The organism is Metamycoplasma neophronis, from assembly GCF_006491995.1.
GTDB classification, from domain to species: domain Bacteria; phylum Bacillota_I; class Bacilli_A; order Mycoplasmatales; family Metamycoplasmataceae; genus Metamycoplasma; species Metamycoplasma neophronis.
In genome coordinates this window covers 1-16,335 of record NZ_VHHP01000004.1, presented here as the reverse complement: position 1 = coordinate 16,335, position 16,335 = coordinate 1, and the positions used below count along the sequence as shown (strand labels likewise).

The 16,335-nt window shown below is 29.3% G+C and carries 13 protein-coding genes; 9 read left to right on the top strand and 4 right to left on the bottom strand.

Annotation, left to right across the window (positions count from 1 at the left end; all coding sequences use genetic code 4):
* The first annotated feature begins 103 nt into the window (after nt 1–103).
* Genes FJR74_RS07700 through FJR74_RS01650 form a run of 4 tightly spaced genes read left to right on the top strand, consistent with a single transcriptional unit; the run spans nt 104 to nt 6,971 of the window.
* Complete coding sequence (locus FJR74_RS07700; protein WP_140914819.1) at nt 104–2,311, top strand: ATP-dependent helicase; 2,208 nt, start codon at nt 104–106, stop codon at nt 2,309–2,311.
* Nucleotides 2,304–3,896, top strand: a complete 1,593-nt coding sequence (locus tag FJR74_RS07695; protein WP_140914818.1) for an MHO_4530 family protein — start codon at nt 2,304–2,306, stop codon at nt 3,894–3,896. The genes FJR74_RS07700 and FJR74_RS07695 overlap by 8 nt, the downstream gene beginning before the upstream one ends.
* 12 nt (nt 3,897–3,908) lie before the next feature.
* On the top strand, nt 3,909–5,819 hold the full coding sequence (locus FJR74_RS07690; RefSeq protein ID WP_140914817.1) for a M13 family metallopeptidase: 1,911 nt from the start codon (nt 3,909–3,911) through the stop codon (nt 5,817–5,819).
* Between the two features lie 51 nt (nt 5,820–5,870).
* Entirely contained in the window at nt 5,871–6,971 is a 1,101-nt protein-coding gene (locus tag FJR74_RS01650) for a potassium channel family protein (RefSeq protein ID WP_140914816.1), read from the top strand.
* A gap of 43 nt (nt 6,972–7,014) precedes the next feature.
* Here FJR74_RS01650 and FJR74_RS01645 read toward each other — a convergent pair whose 3' ends face one another.
* From FJR74_RS01645 to FJR74_RS07685, 3 genes are read right to left on the bottom strand one after another with little or no spacing between them, the layout of a single operon-like run.
* The gene (locus FJR74_RS01645; protein WP_140914815.1) at nt 7,015–7,923 is read right to left on the bottom strand and encodes a nucleotidyltransferase; all 909 of its coding nucleotides are present in this window, start codon (nt 7,921–7,923) and stop codon (nt 7,015–7,017) included.
* A 37-nt stretch (nt 7,924–7,960) separates the two neighbouring features.
* Nucleotides 7,961–8,212 carry a hypothetical protein gene (locus FJR74_RS01640; protein WP_140914814.1) on the bottom strand — a complete coding sequence of 84 codons (252 nt, stop codon included), beginning with the start codon at nt 8,210–8,212 and terminating at the stop codon, nt 7,961–7,963.
* Between the two features lie 29 nt (nt 8,213–8,241).
* Nucleotides 8,242–9,573, bottom strand: coding sequence for a hypothetical protein (locus FJR74_RS07685; protein ID WP_140914813.1), 1,332 nt, complete (start codon nt 9,571–9,573; stop codon nt 8,242–8,244).
* Nucleotides 9,574–9,630: 57 nt separating this feature from the next.
* Between FJR74_RS07685 and FJR74_RS01630 the strand changes: the two genes are divergently transcribed.
* The 5 genes from FJR74_RS01630 (at nt 9,631) to FJR74_RS07675 (ending at nt 15,095) form a co-directional block, all read left to right on the top strand.
* Complete coding sequence (locus FJR74_RS01630; protein WP_140914812.1) at nt 9,631–10,401, top strand: LD-carboxypeptidase; 771 nt, start codon at nt 9,631–9,633, stop codon at nt 10,399–10,401.
* Entirely contained in the window at nt 10,392–10,691 is a 300-nt protein-coding gene (locus FJR74_RS01625; protein WP_140914811.1) for a S66 peptidase family protein, read from the top strand. The genes FJR74_RS01630 and FJR74_RS01625 overlap by 10 nt, the downstream gene beginning before the upstream one ends.
* Nucleotides 10,692–11,033: 342 nt before the next feature.
* On the top strand, nt 11,034–12,374 hold the full coding sequence (mnmE, locus tag FJR74_RS01620) for a tRNA uridine-5-carboxymethylaminomethyl(34) synthesis GTPase MnmE (RefSeq protein ID WP_140914810.1): 1,341 nt from the start codon (nt 11,034–11,036) through the stop codon (nt 12,372–12,374).
* Between the two features lies 1 nt (nt 12,375).
* Nucleotides 12,376–13,701, top strand: coding sequence for a 23S rRNA (uracil(1939)-C(5))-methyltransferase RlmD (gene rlmD / locus FJR74_RS07680; RefSeq protein ID WP_140914809.1), 1,326 nt, complete (start codon nt 12,376–12,378; stop codon nt 13,699–13,701).
* 173 nt (nt 13,702–13,874) lie between these two features.
* A complete protein-coding gene (locus tag FJR74_RS07675) occupies nt 13,875–15,095 on the top strand; it encodes a protein NO VEIN domain-containing protein (protein ID WP_140914808.1) in 1,221 nt (406 codons plus the stop codon).
* 96 nt (nt 15,096–15,191) lie between these two features.
* On the opposite strand, the gene FJR74_RS07670 is transcribed toward FJR74_RS07675, so the two are convergent.
* Nucleotides 15,192–16,335 (bottom strand): site-specific integrase (locus FJR74_RS07670; protein ID WP_306766866.1); only part of this gene is annotated, 1,144 nt, incomplete at its 5' end.

The window sequence follows — 16,335 nt, the reverse complement described above, 5'->3', positions numbered from 1 at the left end:
TTTTAATTACGCCGTCTCCAGGCTTTTGTTGTCCTTTGTGTTATAATAATACATTATTAATAATTAATAATTACTTTAATTACAAACTGCATATGGGGGAAAAATGATAAATATAAATCTTCTGAACGAACAACAAAAAAGTGCTGTTATTTATAATGAGGGCCCTTTAAGAATAATCGCTGGAGCTGGTTCTGGAAAGACCAGAGTTTTAACCTATAAAATTGCTTATTTAATTGAAAATCTTGGTATTAAACCTTCTCGTATTTTAGCTTTGACTTTTTCAAATAAAGCTGCTAATGAAATGAGACAAAGGGTATTTGGTATTTTAGCTAATAGCAACTTAGAATCTGAACCTGTAGTTTCAACATTCCATGCTATGTGTGCAAAGATTTTAAGAAAAGAAATTCATAACTTTGGTTATACAAACGATTTTCAAATTTTAGATGAATTAGATCAAAAAGAAATTCTTAAAATTGTTTATTCAGAACTTGATATTTCTCAAACTGAATTTACATATTCTTCTATTTTGTCATACATCCAAAATAGAAAAAATGAAATTATTGATTTTAATAAACTAGATTCAAATCAAAGCAAAGAAGATGAGCATTTGATTCCCATCGAAAAAGAAGTAGCTAAAACTAAAGAAAAAATTTATGAACAATATCAAGCGCACTTACAAAGATCACGCTCTCTTGACTTTGATGACCTTTTGGTATTTGTTTTTCGTTTGTTCTATGACCCAAAATTTTCTGCAATTGCAGCCAAATGGGAAAAACGTTTTGATTACGTCTTAATCGATGAGTTCCAAGACACTAGTTTATTGCAATATAAAATTATGCAAAAATTAGCAAGCACAGAACATTTAACTATCGTTGGTGACCCTGACCAAACTATATATTCGTGAAGAAATGCCGACATTAATATTATTATGAACTTTGATAAGGACTATCCTGAAACTGTTACAGTTAAATTGGAAGAAAATTATCGTTCAACTAAAAAAATATTAAAAGCAGCCAACAACTTAATTTCATATAACAAATTAAGATTAGATAAAAAATTATTTACCGAAAATGAAGAAGGTGAAGAAATCGAATTCTTCTGCGGCTTTAACGATGAAGCCGAAGCAAGATGAATTGCTAACAAGATTTCTGAATTGAAACGTAACCGCGTACAATTGAAAAATATTGCTATTTTATACAGAGTTAATAGTTATTCACGTGCAATTGAAGAAGCGCTAGTTCGCGAAAACACCATTTATAAATTATTTGGTTCAATCAAATTCTACCAACGTGAAGAAATCAAAGATGCTCTTGCTTATTTAAGAGTAATTCACGATGGTTCTGAAATTTCATTGTTACGGATTATTAACAAACCTTCAAGAAAAATCGGACAAGTAACAATTGACAAATTGTTAAACTTTGCTAGAAAAGAAAATCTAGATTTATTCCAATGTTTAGAAACTAATTTTTCAGAAATTCAAAAAGAATTAAGAATTTCAATGGATACTTTAAAAAATATTGCTAATTTGATTAATGAAATCAGATGAGCAAGACGTGCTATCCAAACAAATCCAATTCATTTGACTTTAAAAGAATTTATGTTGAATAAAATCAAATACTTCGAGGAATTCAAAAACTCTGAAGAAGAATATGAAAGCAGATTAGATAACTTCAACTCATTAATTGAAGCCATTGAAACTTGAGAAAACAAAAACCCAAGCGGAAGCATTGATGAATACTTACAAGAAATTACTTTAATTACTGATCGCGATGTGGAAGATGATGCTGCTAGCTATGTTTCATTGATGACAGTGCACAATGCAAAAGGCCTTGAATTTGATTATGTATTCATCGCCGGTTTATCAGAAAACATTTTTCCACTAAAAAGAGCTATCATTCTTTCTCCACAAAAAGATTTCACTTTCTTAAAAGACCAAACAGAAGAAAATCCTGAAGGATTAGAAGAAGAAAGAAGATTGGCATACGTTGCTATGACTAGAGCTAAAAAAAGATTATTCTTATCATTCTCTGTCGGACGTAATGGGATTAATAAAAAAAGTAGATTCCTATCTGAATCAGGCATTAATGAAGGTCGGGCTATTAGAATTGCAAACAACTTTTCTATTGCTGCCGAAGTTACAAACAACAATGATTTTATCGTCGGAGATTTTATTACTCACAAAACCTATGGTAAAGGTGTAATCTTGGAAATTTTTGATGGTATTATCGAAGTTAAATTTGACATAGATAAGAAAATTAGAAAATTAGATAAAAACCATGCCGCTATTAAAAAATGGGATGAAAATGAATAATATTAATTTAGCGACAGTTGCGCCAGCGACCACTAATAAAAGCGCTCATGCTATAATTTTTATATGAATAATTTTGGTTATATTATTAATCGGATTACTTACATTTTTAGCTTTTTGAGTTACTACTAAAAAAATAAAAAAAGTCAGAAATTCAACCGGTTATTTTGTTTTTTTAATCGATACAAATAAGGCTAGAGTAAAAATAGCGAATGATGATCCCAATATCAATATTGAACCATGATTTTACAAAAAATCTAATTTAGCAAGTGGTCAATGAATCAAATTAGATGATTTTTTAAATGTATATAATTCTGAAACCAAAGACCGCTTTTTAGAAGCTATACAAAAAAATATTTTGACTCAGCTTGAAACAGAAGTAACTAATCAACATGATACACGTCTTATTTCGAAAGTAAATATCAATATTGATAATTACGAGCAAGATTTAATTTATGGCACGCTTTATTGACAAGATCGCGACGGTAAAGAAGATGAGGTTTTCGAGCCGATTCAATCTAATTTGTCTTATTTGAGCAATGTCGAAAGTAAATACAATGCAGTGTTATTTATCTTAGACATTAAAAACGTATATAATGCCGCTAACTTCGTTGCCCTATTCAAAAAACATTGTGTTAATGAAGGGATATATGGAATAAAAGTGTTTCTAGATTGAAATAAATTATTTTTTGTATTTCCGCATGATACATTCGGAGTTAATCGCGCAACTTATGCGGCTTCGCTTATAACAGAATGGTCAAAAATTTATATTAAATTATATTCAAAAATATTTTTATTAGATAACTCATTTTTTTCAGGAATGAACATCAAGAGCATGCAAATTTTCATTGATTATTTGAAAATTAATTACAAACCAGAAAAAAATTATGAACCTTTTAAACCCAATAACAATATTTTAGATTCGTATGAATACAAAGACTTTGTTACTGTGTATAAAAATATTTCAGACTGAACTAATAACTTAGATTTACAAACTAAGAAGATTAGTGTTAGAAATTTACAAGGCCAAAAAAGCGAAATGAAGGAATTCATTGTTCCTAACCAATTTAATGCGCTGGGTTGTGTTGATAATGAAACCCTAAATCAACTTGATATATATCGGCAAATGTTTGTTAATATCTATACTCAATTAAAGAAACTCAAACCAAGTCACTCGGCGCTAACTTTAAAAGATTACATATTTAATGCTATTGATTTTAAAAAGATTGCTGAAGCTGCTAAGACTTATGAAAGTTTTTTACAAATTATTGAATTCACAAGTTTTAAAAGTATTAATAAAATCAAAGATAATGTTGCGAAACATCCACGCACTAAATATTTATTTGGTTTAAAAATAAATGAAATAAATGAAGATATCTTAGCCATGATTGATCCTTGAGTTAAGATTGTGTTAATAGATGAAACTTTAGCAAATAGATTGAACGAACCCGAAATATTACTATACATGAATACCTTATTTGAAAAATCAAGCGTATACAATATCAAAGTAATTTTTGACAGACTTGATTACAAGAGTTATCGTAAGGTTTTATACAAACATACACATAATATTCTTTATACATATTAGGAGGATAAATATATGAATAAACAATTAATAAAAACAGACTTTTTTGAGGCAGTTAATGGCGAATGAATTAAGAAACATGAAATTCCTGCTCACAAATCGGGCATTGGATCATTTGAAGACATTGATTCAAAACTAACTAAATTAAAAGTTAAATTATTTAAAGAATGAAGTAAAGATGCTTCTACAGTTCCTGCCGATCCATTAATAGTGGAAATGGTTAAATACTACAATCTTGTACGTGATGGTAGACAAAGACGTATGAGCGGTGTTAAACCTATTTTAAAATTATTAAAATTAATTGAAGGCTTAAATTCATGAAGTGATGTTGCTAATAAATATGCCGAATTAGCTTTAATGCGTTTAACAGTTCCTGTTCCATTCAGCATTATGACTGACTTTAAAAATAGCGACGTTGAAACTATTTATATGAGTGACCCTGTTGCCATTTTACCTGAAAAAGGTTATTACTCAAACCAAGAGAAAAAAGATAACTTATACGCCGTATGAAGTGGCATGGCAATGCAATTACTAAGAAAATTCAACAAAGACGAAAATCACAACAAACGTTTAGTTGAATTAGCTCTAAAATGAGATACCATTGTTTCAGAATTACTTTTAAGCGCTGAAGAGTATGCTGTTATCGCCAACATTTACAACCCAGTCTCAATGGACGTAGTTGACTCAACTATTAAAGCTATTAAATTCTCACCAATTCTAAATACTTTAACTAAACAAAATGTTGACACAGTTGTTGCTGTTTCAAAAACTTTAGTCGAAGGATATGACAAAGTTTTAGTTGAAGAAAATTTTGAAGCATATAAAGCCTTTTTATATATTCAAACTATTATCGAGAAAGCTTCTTTATTAGACTATCAAACACGTGCCATTGCTAAACAATATGAAATGGCGTTAAAGGGTCAAAAGAAACCAAAAAGCAACGAACACACAGCAATCGATGCAGTTACATTCGGTTTTTATAAAATGGTATTTGGAAGATACTACGGAAAAACCTTCTTTGGGGAAGAAAATAAAAAAGTTATTGAAAATATGATTCAAAAAATGATCAATATTTACAAACACAGATTAGAAAATAACACATGATTAAGCGAAGCAACTAAAGCTAAGGCAGTTCTTAAATTAAACAAAATGGAAGTATATGTAGGTTATCCAGAAAAGATTGACGCATACTATGAAAAATTCATCGTTAAACATTATGAAGGTTGAAACGACTTATTTGAAAACAGCTTAGAATTTACAAGAATTATAGTACAAAGCGAATTCGATAAGTTCATGAAAAAAGTTGATAAGGATTTATGATCAATGACCCCTGCAATGGTTAATGCTTACTTCAGTCCAACTCAAAATAAAATCGTGTTCCCTGCTGGTATTTTACAAGCTCCTTTCTATAGCTCAAAACAATCAAGCAGTGCTAACTATGGTGGCATAGGAGCTGTTATTGCTCACGAAATTTCACACGCATTCGATAACAACGGTGCAAACTTCGATGAAAACGGTAACATGATTAACTGATGAACCGAAGAAGATAGAAAACAATTTGATTTAAGAGCTGAAAAAATGGTTGAATTATTCAATGGCGTTAAAACCGAATACGGTAAATGTAACGGTCGTTTAACAGTGTCAGAAAACATTGCTGATGCCGGCGGTATGTCGTGTGCTTTTGAAGCTGCTCAATCAGAAAGTGATTTCAATATCAAAGATTTCTACATCAACTTTGCAACAATTTGAAAATGCAAATACCGTGAACAACTTGCTAAGATGCTTTTAGAAACTGACGTACACGCTCCTGGTAAATTAAGAGCCAATGTTCAAATCAAAAACTCAGACGGTTTTTATGAGGCATTTGATGTCAAAAAAGGTGACGAAATGTATTTAGCACCTGAAAAACGGGTAAAAATTTGATAATTTTATTAAGAAAATAGCTTATGCTATTTTTTTATTACTATAATTTTTAGTATGAAAGATTCGAAAAAACAAGAAAAACCAATTAAAGAATTAGATAAAATAAACCCTATATTTAAGGTTATGGCTCACACAATTTGATGTGAACGTGACTTGCCAGAAAGTCTAAAAAGAAAACGAAAAAGGATTTTAGTTTATCAAATAGTTTATGCATTGATAATTACGTTTGCATGTACTCTTTCATTTTTGGCCCTAATCAAACCAGGCGATGATTGAAAATCACAATGAGAACAAACTATGAAGATTTTTCAAATTTCTGGTTTATTCATTTTTATTTTCGATTATATCGCTCACTTTATAACGTTCCCTTATATCGATGCATTTAAGAAAAAATATCAATATGAACATCGCAGCGCATTTGCTAAATATTTAATTTCCGGAACCGCGATAGTAATTTTTCTATGTATTGTTTCATCACTTAACGTTATTTCCTATTTCATGCCAGAAGATACTACAGAAAGAGATAGTCTCAAATATTTAGGTGCATTGAACATCGTTAAAATCTTTAGACTATTTTTAGTTCTAAAATTAATAACCCCATTTAGAGTTGTTTTAAATGTCTTTACAAGACAAAAGAAAGTTTTAATTTATGTTTTTACGATTATTTTATTTTTAATCGTTATATTTGCCTTATTGATACTAAACAACGAAATCCGTTGATTGCACAATGAGCAAGAAGCTTGGATCAAGGCAAATCCAGAAATCACCGATTACCAACAAAACCCTGGATATCAAGCCTTGAGTAATGGGGTTGTTCAAAACTTCTTTGAGGCTTTATACTTTGCAACTATTACATTGACCACAATTGGTTATGGTGACTTTGCCCCTCACTCAGTTAACGCAAGGGTTATTGTAATGATAATTTCATTACTAGGAATAGCAATAATCGCTATCCCTTCTGGTCTTATCGCAGGTGCATTTATGAATGATCTTAAAACTAGAGTACTTGAGAAAAAAGAAAAAATTCCAACTAGCGAAATTCAAGCTAAGAAGCGCAAAGAAGAGCAAGAAAAAGCTGAAGCTCAAAGAATTTTGGAAGCCGAGAACAATGAAGTTACCAACGACGGTAATAACAATCAAATTTCAAATACTTAAATTTATATAAAAATAACCGCCACTTAGTTGTGGTGGTTTTTAATTAATTATTTTGAGACTTTTTTATACCAAGAAGGGTGTAAAGCATAACTCTTTTAATTCTTGATTTTGTGTATCTTTTTGAAGTACACTCATCAACAAAAGTATCATAATCTTTAGCTTCTATATTTTTCTTAAATAGATTTTCCATACCTTCTGACATCAACATTATATTAGCTAATTCTTCAGCTGATGATTCTCTTACAATCCGTTGAAATTCAGGATACTTGTCTTCAATTCTAGAAAAAGGAATTTTAACTTTCATTGGTGAATATGGACTAATGTCTTCACCTTTTTTTAGCATATCTCTTAACTTGGTTGCTGAAGCATATTGTGCATTTGTTTCCAATGAGTTGTGAGCCGCTGTTCTTTTTATACATCTCAATTGAATTGGCAAATCATTAAACACAACCGTTTTTGTATATTCTAATCCTAAAATATCAGCAGGGATGTTTTCTTGACCAATTAGTTCGCCCAACGATAAATATGAACTCAATACATAAGAGCGGCCTTGTTTTAGGTTCTTTTTAACACCTTGATTATAAGTATCTAAATTACTTTTAATCGCCAATGTGGCATTAATATACTTATTAATATCGTCCGTATCACTAACGCCGAACGCAAGGCAATCAATCCCCTCTCTTAATAATATTTTAATTGCTCCTTCGGAAAAGATGTGCGCAGCTTGCGTTGATGTAAAAAAGTCAATTTCTACGACTTTATCAACGCCGTGTTTCAGTGCTATTTTCTTTCTATCTTCAAAAGAAGCACAAGCCATTTCGCCTCTTTGTACATAATCTGATGATAAAGCTACAATTAATTCACATCCAGGGTATAATTCTTTGATTTTATCTATTAAATATTTGTGTCCGTTATGAAACGGGTTAAATTCAGCTACCATTCCTATTTTCATTTCAAGTCTCCTTAATTAAAAAAATGCCAAAAAGGCATTATTTATTGTCTTCTAGATCAATGTCTTCGAAGTCGTCCATTTCTTGGCCTTGTCATAATTCCATTTCAGTAGTTTCTTCATGAAATTCATCTGCGTCTTCGTCATCTAGTTCTGCTTCTACAAAGCCTTCGTCTACTTTTTCTAATTCTTGAAATTTAGAATTTTTTTTGTTTTTCTTTGATTCTTTATCAAGATTTTCTAATAGTTTTTCCTTATTAACTTCTTTTTTATTTTTACCAAAATTTTTCATAGTTACCTTTTATGTTATTATACCATAACCTATTTATTAAACACAACATAATCTTTATCGTGAGTAGCATATTCTTTGGCGATTAAAGCTCTTGATAATTGACCTTTTCCGAATACGCTGACACCTTGGTTTTTAATATAGAAATATAAGCTTGAAGAGGCCGCAAGTGTTGCTAGTGGAGCAAAAACAAAGATTGTTCAAATGCTTCTAATTAGTCCTTTGCTTCAAGCATAGAAAACATAAATTCAGCTTCCTTGCAAAACAACCGTGCCATTGTAACCTGCTAGAATAGCAAATCAACTAAATAGCGGAATCATTAAACCTAAAATAACAAAGAACATAATTGGGGAAATAAAGAATAATGTTGCTTCTAAGCTATGCACCTTACCAAATAAGATTGCAATAATAATTGAGAAAATATATAAAGCGTTCGCATGTAATTGACTCTTTTTATCAGCGCTAATAATATAAACAATTCCAAGTACAGGTATTGCAAACATTGCGCAAATAAAACGGAATACATAAATATTTGAAATTGAAAAGGTGTTTATTATACCTTCATTAATTTCTAGCATAGTTGAAAGCAAGATAAACGAAATCGCAAACAGTGATTTGGAACTTCCTTTTTCTAGTGCCACACTTTCTGAAATTAATTTATTTAATTTGATAAAACCTAAAGCTAGCGGCATCATTATTGAAACATGAATAATTCCCACAAGTAATGAAATCATAATTATTATTGTTGAACACATAATATTTTCGTTGAATATCAAGGCAATTTTTCTTTGTGGATTTGTGCATATTCAATTTACTGCTTTAGCATTGATATAACCCATTATAAAACCTAAAATTAGATTGCTTTGAAAGTATCTTAGTTTGAATTCAACTTTACTTGCGCTTGAAATTCCACCATAACTATTGATAAAACCGGCGCCGTCAAATTTAATCACCTGGCTATTAAATAAACCAAATTGATAGCCTGTGTATTCTTTAATAAAAACCGTTTGGATCATTATGAAGCAAATATATCCTATTGTTGTTGCTATCCCGGCTAAAGATTTATTTTTTGAGAACGCAATTGATATTGAAACCGCCGCAAACATAGGCACAAAATTAATCAATTCTTTAAACACAAGCTGAGCATTATATAGAACACGGTTAGTCGGAATATGGCCATACAATGTTATTGATTCCAATATACCATAAACGATTGATAAAAATGTCAATACTCCTATTGGTAATAACATTGCCCTGAATACCGAACCACAAAATTTGTGTCATCTCGCATTCAATGTCATATTTTTATTAGCTTCTATATTATTGGTTCGTTCTGGCGCTATATTTTTATTATCTGTTTTCATGTTATCATTATTATAAATGATAAATTTAATCATGTTTTGAGAAATGGAGAAAAATAAATGAGCAAAATAAAACCATTAAAAGATAATAATCAAGTAGAAATTATTAGTTTATCAAGCGGTTTGCTTGGCGAAAAATTTTGTGCCCATCAAGTTGAATTAGGACAAAAAAGATTGCAAGAATTTAACCTTTTGCCCCGTTTTTCTAAACACTGTTTAATGGGGTTAGATTTTATTGATAAAAACCCGGATAAAAGAGCAAAAGATTTAATTAATGCCTTTCTTGATAAAAATATTAAAGGCATCATTTGCGCTATCGGAGGTTTTGATACTTATCGGACAATTCCCTACATTTTAGATAATCCTGAATATGTAGCAATTATTAAGGCAAATCCTAAAATTTTCTTAGGGTATTCAGATACAACGATAAACCATTTAATGCTAAATAAATTGAACGTTCCTTCATTTTATGGACAGGCTTTTATTACTGATTTGGCTGAATTAAATACAGAAATGCTTCCATATAACAAAGATGCTTTTGAATGGTTGTTTAAAGGTGATAAAAAAGAATATAAAATTTCTGATGTTTGATATGAAGAGAGAAAAGATTTTAGCTCGAAATCATTGAACACTTCAAGAAATATTCACAAAGAAGAATACGGATTTTTACTATTACAAGGAAAAAGTAAATTTTCGGGCATTTTGCTAGGTGGATGTTTAGAAAGTATTGCAGCTTTATTGGATAAAAATAATAGTGCTCAATATGAGATAAATAAAAATACGATCTATTTACAAATAAGACTAATTTTGATAAAAAAGTTTTATTATTAGAAACTTCTGAAGAGAAAAAAACTCCAGCCGAAATCAAACAAATGCTTGAATTAATTGCAACGTCTGGTTGTTTTGAAAAATTAAGCGGGATTATTATCGGAAAACCACAAGATCAGGCTTACTTTTTAGAATACAAAAAAGTTTATGAAGAGTTCTTCAAACAATATCCTAATTTATCAGTTCTTTACAATGTCAACATAGGACATGCGTATCCTAAGATGATTTTAGAACTAGGCTCAGAAATTGAAATTGATTTTGATAAAAAAACTATTACAACTTTATGAACATAATTTTCTACACTTTTGTAAATAAAATGTATTTTTATTAACATTGAATAAATTACTTAAAATAAGAGTAATAATAAACTTATTAACATAACCGACAACACTTATATATATTATTAATTTAAATAAGTAAAAACTTTTTAGTTTAAATATTATTAATAATTATTTATTAATTAATAGTATTTGTTGATCAATTATCTTTAGAATATAAAAAATTTTTAATTAGATAAATCAAATAATTTGTTATTAATTTTTCAAACCGCAGGCATTAAGTACGCTATTTTTATATTTATTTTTGAAAATTCAATAACTTAATGTTATTAATTTTTTTATACTATAATTTAATTTATGATTTTAAAAGATACTATAGCAGCTATTTCATCAGGTAACATCAATCAAGCTATTTCTATTATCAGAATTAGTGGTCCAGATGCTGTTGAAATTATAAAAAAAATATATACCGGGAAAATCGGTACTGATAAAACCATAACCTATGGAAACATTATTGACAATACCACTAATAAAGTTGTTGACGAAGTTTTAATCAATTGATTTATTGGTGATAAAAATTACACAGGGGAAGATACTGTTGAAATTAATGCTCATGGTGGAGTGATTGTAACTAATAAAATTTTAAATTTAATCCTAGCTAATGGAGCTAGATTGGCAGAGCGTGGGGAATTTACTAGAAGAGCTTTTTTAAATGGAAAGATTACTTTAGACAAAGCTGAAGCTATTAATAATCTAATCCATGCTAAAACTAACAAACAAGCCGAAATTGCAATTGCTCAGTTTGCATCAAAAGATAATGAGCTAATCGAACAACTAGAACAAGAGCTATTGAACATAATTTCGATCACCGAAATAAATATCGACTACTCAGATTATTATGATATTGAGCAAATGGATAAAAACAAATTACAACCTTTAGTAAACGCCCTTAAGCAAAAACTAGATGTAATTATTAATAAATCTGAAAATGCCGGAGATATTTATCGCGGCATCGAAGTTGCTTTGGTGGGGCGCCCCAACACTGGTAAATCATCATTATTGAATTGTTTATTAAGAAAAGAAAAAGCTATTGTCACGAATATTCCTGGTACAACACGTGATATTGTAGAGGGTGAATTCCAAATTAATGGAATTCTATTTAAACTTATTGATACAGCCGGAATTCGTGAAACCGATGATACGGTTGAATCAATTGGTATTGAACGTTCGAAACAAGCTATTAAAGAAGCTAAGATTGTCGTACACTTACATGACCCTAATAATAAAGAAAATGAAGAAGATAGAATGATTGAAGAGTTATCGATCGGTAAAGAATACATTCCAGTAATGAATAAAACTGATTTAATTGAATTAAAAGACTGACCTAAAGACATAGTATGTATTTCAACTAAAACCAAAAGCTTATGAGAATTAAGAAATGCTTTAGTCAAAAAATATAACACCGTTAATTTAGATGATCCGGAAATTATTTATAATACTCGTAAATTATCTTTATTAAAACAAGCGGCAATATCATTACAAGAAGCATCAAACGGACTAGATGCTGGATTTGGTCCCGAAGTTGTAATTTTAGACTTAACCAAAACATGAGAAAGTTTACGTGAAATTTTAAACAAACAACATGACAATGAAGCTTTACTTGATAATATGTTTAGCAAATTCTGTCTAGGAAAATAAAATGGAAATAAAAAATAATCAAATCATAAATAACGTTAAAGCAACCGAAGTTAGTTATGAAGGATATGGTGTAATCCGTTATCCGGATTTTACTATATTTTGTGAGAATTTATGACTTGATGAAGAGGCTAACATCCAAATTTTTTGAAGCAATAAAAAAATTGCTTTTGCAAGAGTGATTAAATTGCTTAAAACATCACCTTTAAGAATTGAATGTGAGTTTCCTGAACTAATCGAAAGTGGTTCGGCCCCGTTAGCAATTTTGTCATATGAAGACCAATTAAAATTCAAACAAGAAATAATTGAAAAACTTTTTAACCGTAATCTACCTGAAATTAAAATAAAAAAAATATTAGGATCACCGCAACAATATTATTATCGTAATAAAATAACATTGCAAGCTGAATTGAAAAATAATAATTTGTATTTTGGATTTTATAAAAAAAATACCCACACATTAATTGAACAAAATTCCTTACCTTTAGCTCACAAAGAAATTGAAGCAGTTTATATAGCTTTATTGCCAATTTTTAATAAATTACCATTAAAAGAAAAATGAAAAATCAATCAATTAGTTCTAAGACATTCAAATCAAACAAATCAAATCCAAATTATTTTAGTATCATCAAGCAAATTAAATATTGAAGTAAATAATTTAAAAGAAATTATTGATTTAGAAAATGTTGCTTCAATAATAAATGAAGTTCAAAATAATTATTCTAAACAAAATTTTATTTTGCATGGCGATAACTTTTTAGAGTATTCGCTTGATGATTTGCGTTTTAACGTTCATTATGATGCTTTTTATCAAGTTAATGATAAACAAACCATTAACTTGTATCACGAAGCTTTAAAGGCCTTGAAGGCTCAAAACAAAACTGTTGTTGATGCATTTGCGGGAGTGGGAACTATCGGAATGTTCTTTGCAAAAAAAGCGAAAGAAGTATATAGTGTAGAAATTAATAAAGCAGCTTCTAAAAGTGCTGAGCAAAATGCAAAATTAAACAATATTGACAATATTAAATTTTTTGCAGAAGATGCCACAAAGTTCTTTTTACGTGAAGACATTTCAAACATAGATGCAATAATTTTTGATCCACCTCGTAACGGAATGACTAACGAAATAATTAATAAAGTAGCTGACGCACAAATTAAAGAAGTTATATATATTAGCTGCAACCCGCGTACAATGCTACGAGATATTGCGGAGTTTAAAAAGCGAGGGTATGTATGTGATGAATTACAACCGGTAGATATGTTTCCTCAAACATATCATATTGAAGCAGTTTGTGTATTAAAACTAAATAGCAGAATTGCAAAAAATTAAGATACGGCAAAACAAAAAAATTCGCGTTTTGAAATTACAACGCGATTTTTTATTTTAATTTGGTCATTTCAATATAATAAAAATATAAAAGTAAGTAATATCTTACCTAAACTAATAAGTCGCTTTATTTAAATGTTTATGCGTTTTGGTTTTGCTAAATAAAAGGAGAGATTATGCTAAATAATTTTTATTCTAAATTAATAACTTGAATTAAATCAAAAGATTATGAACACCATGTTGATTTGTGGAAAAACAAACAAAAAGAATTAGAGAACTTTAAGAACAAATTTAGTATTGAGTATATAAACATAATGCTAATTGAAGAATATGTTACCGGAAGAGAGAATAAAACATCGTTTTGTTATATGGTAGAAGAAGCTTTTGATTGTTTTGGGGCAATTAGTGGCAGAACAACGGCATTTCATAAGTTTGTAGTATATTGAGACAAAAGAAAAAATAAATATGTTTTCAGGGATAAAAGAACGAAGTATAGAAAGAATTTTGGCAACACAATAGAAGATATTTATAAGAATATTAAAAAAGCCTTAGTTGATGCTATACATGCGGCTAATATTAATGATTATAAAAGTCTTGAAAAGAACCCATTAAACCCGCAATTTAAAAATAAGATAGCATATTTATATAATAGTGACAAACAACTACCTATTTATAGCGAAGACGATTTAAATATTATTTTAACTTTGTTTAACATACCTTTTGTGCCAGAAGAAGGGCGCACAATTAAAAGAGAAAAATTATATAAATTTTATATTGATAATGAGATTAACAAACTTATCAACCCTTATTTATTTATGGTTTTTTTATATAGCTGATATGGCTATCGAGAATATTTGAGAAAAGATGAAAAACCAACAATTGAAACAGAAAAAATAAGCGAATATTCAACTATTGACGTAGAAATAGAAAAGAGCTATCAAACAATAAGGACTGGTGAGGGATTAAAAAATAAATTAATATATGACCCAAGTTCTGAAGAAGTTAAACGATTAACCGGAAGAAAAGCTGAAGAAATTGTTTATAAATACTTAAATAACCATAAAAAAGATTTGAACATAAAAGAAATTTTTACATGATGCTTTGATTCAAAAAGAGACGACGGAAAAGGGTATGACATTAGTTATATTCAAAATGACGGCTTAGAAATTTTTATTGAAGTAAAATCAACATCTTCTAATCTAAATAATAGAATATATTTTGAAATGTCAGCTAATGAATATTCGGTAATGAAAGCGCATTCAAACCGTTATTATATTTATTTTGTTAATGATGTCAATAACGGGATGACAATCAAAAAGATTTTAGGTAAGGATTTGTACGGGGAAGAACCAATAAAATATAGATACAATTTCGAATCTAAAACGAAAAATAATTAATTTGTAAAAAATATTTAAAATCTCTATTAAAAAAGTTTTACAACTTTAATATTAATCAAAGCGTTAAAAAGTAAGTTTGAAACTTGTTATTATATCTTAGACAAGACCGGCAAGAGAACGCATTACCAAGTCAATGTCTTTGTTTTCGAGCTCTTGTATTATGTGCAAATAAACTTTCTGTGTAGTGGACATCGAAGAGTGACCTAGTCTTTTTGCTACGCTAGCAACAGAAACGCCAGCAAACAATAATAAAGATGCATGAGTATGTCTTAAGCCATGAATGCTTATTACTGGTATCTTTGCTTCTAAACATCTGCGTTTCAACACTTCGTTGGCAGTAGAATTATAAATATGTTTGTTTATAAAAAAAGGTTTATCGGGCGGCAGATCTTTAATTAGATTAGAAAATTGAGAAACCACCATTCAATCAATTTGTATTTTTCTTACCGAAGATTTATTTTTGGTAGGTTGAAAAGTTCCTGAGTCTTTATAGTCTCAGGTTTTATTTATGCTTAATGTTTGTTTTGCAAAATCAAAATCTTCAGGAGTTAGTGCGATTGCTTCGGAAAACCTAATTCCCGTTTTCGCAATTAGCAAAATTAACCAATCCATATTTGGCTTATCTTTTAGATGCAATGTTTTTAGCAGAGTGTGAAGCTCATATTGATTTAAGTATTTTATTTTTTTAACTTTAGGATTGACGCCCTTGATTATTACTTTTCAAGTCGGGTCTTTTTCTATATAACCTTCTTCAATTGCATCTAATATAGCTGACTTTAATTGCCTATGAAAATCCATAGTTGTTTGTCTTTCATGGGTTTTTGCAAATTCATTTAAAAGTGTTTGGTAACAAATTCTATCTATTTCACTTATTTTTAAATTTTTAGCTAGTTTTTTTACTCATGTTAAAGCGAGTAAATATTTTTTTAAGGTCACTTTTCTTACGGCGCCTTCTTTGTAAATCTTTATTCAATTCTCATAATATTCATAAAAAGTTATTTTTGTCCTTTTTTTATTCATTTTTACCTCTTTTTTTGTAACTCTGATGAAGAGTGATAAGGCTATCAAGTGTAGATAAAAAAGCAGTAATTTTTTTATCCTCTTCCGAAGAACAATATTAACAATGGAATTCTGCACAATAGAAATATAATGACGCGCATGCCCATTAGATATAATTTTCACATTACTTAACAAATAATATATAAATTTTAAATTTTTATTAGCTATGCTAGTTAGTATT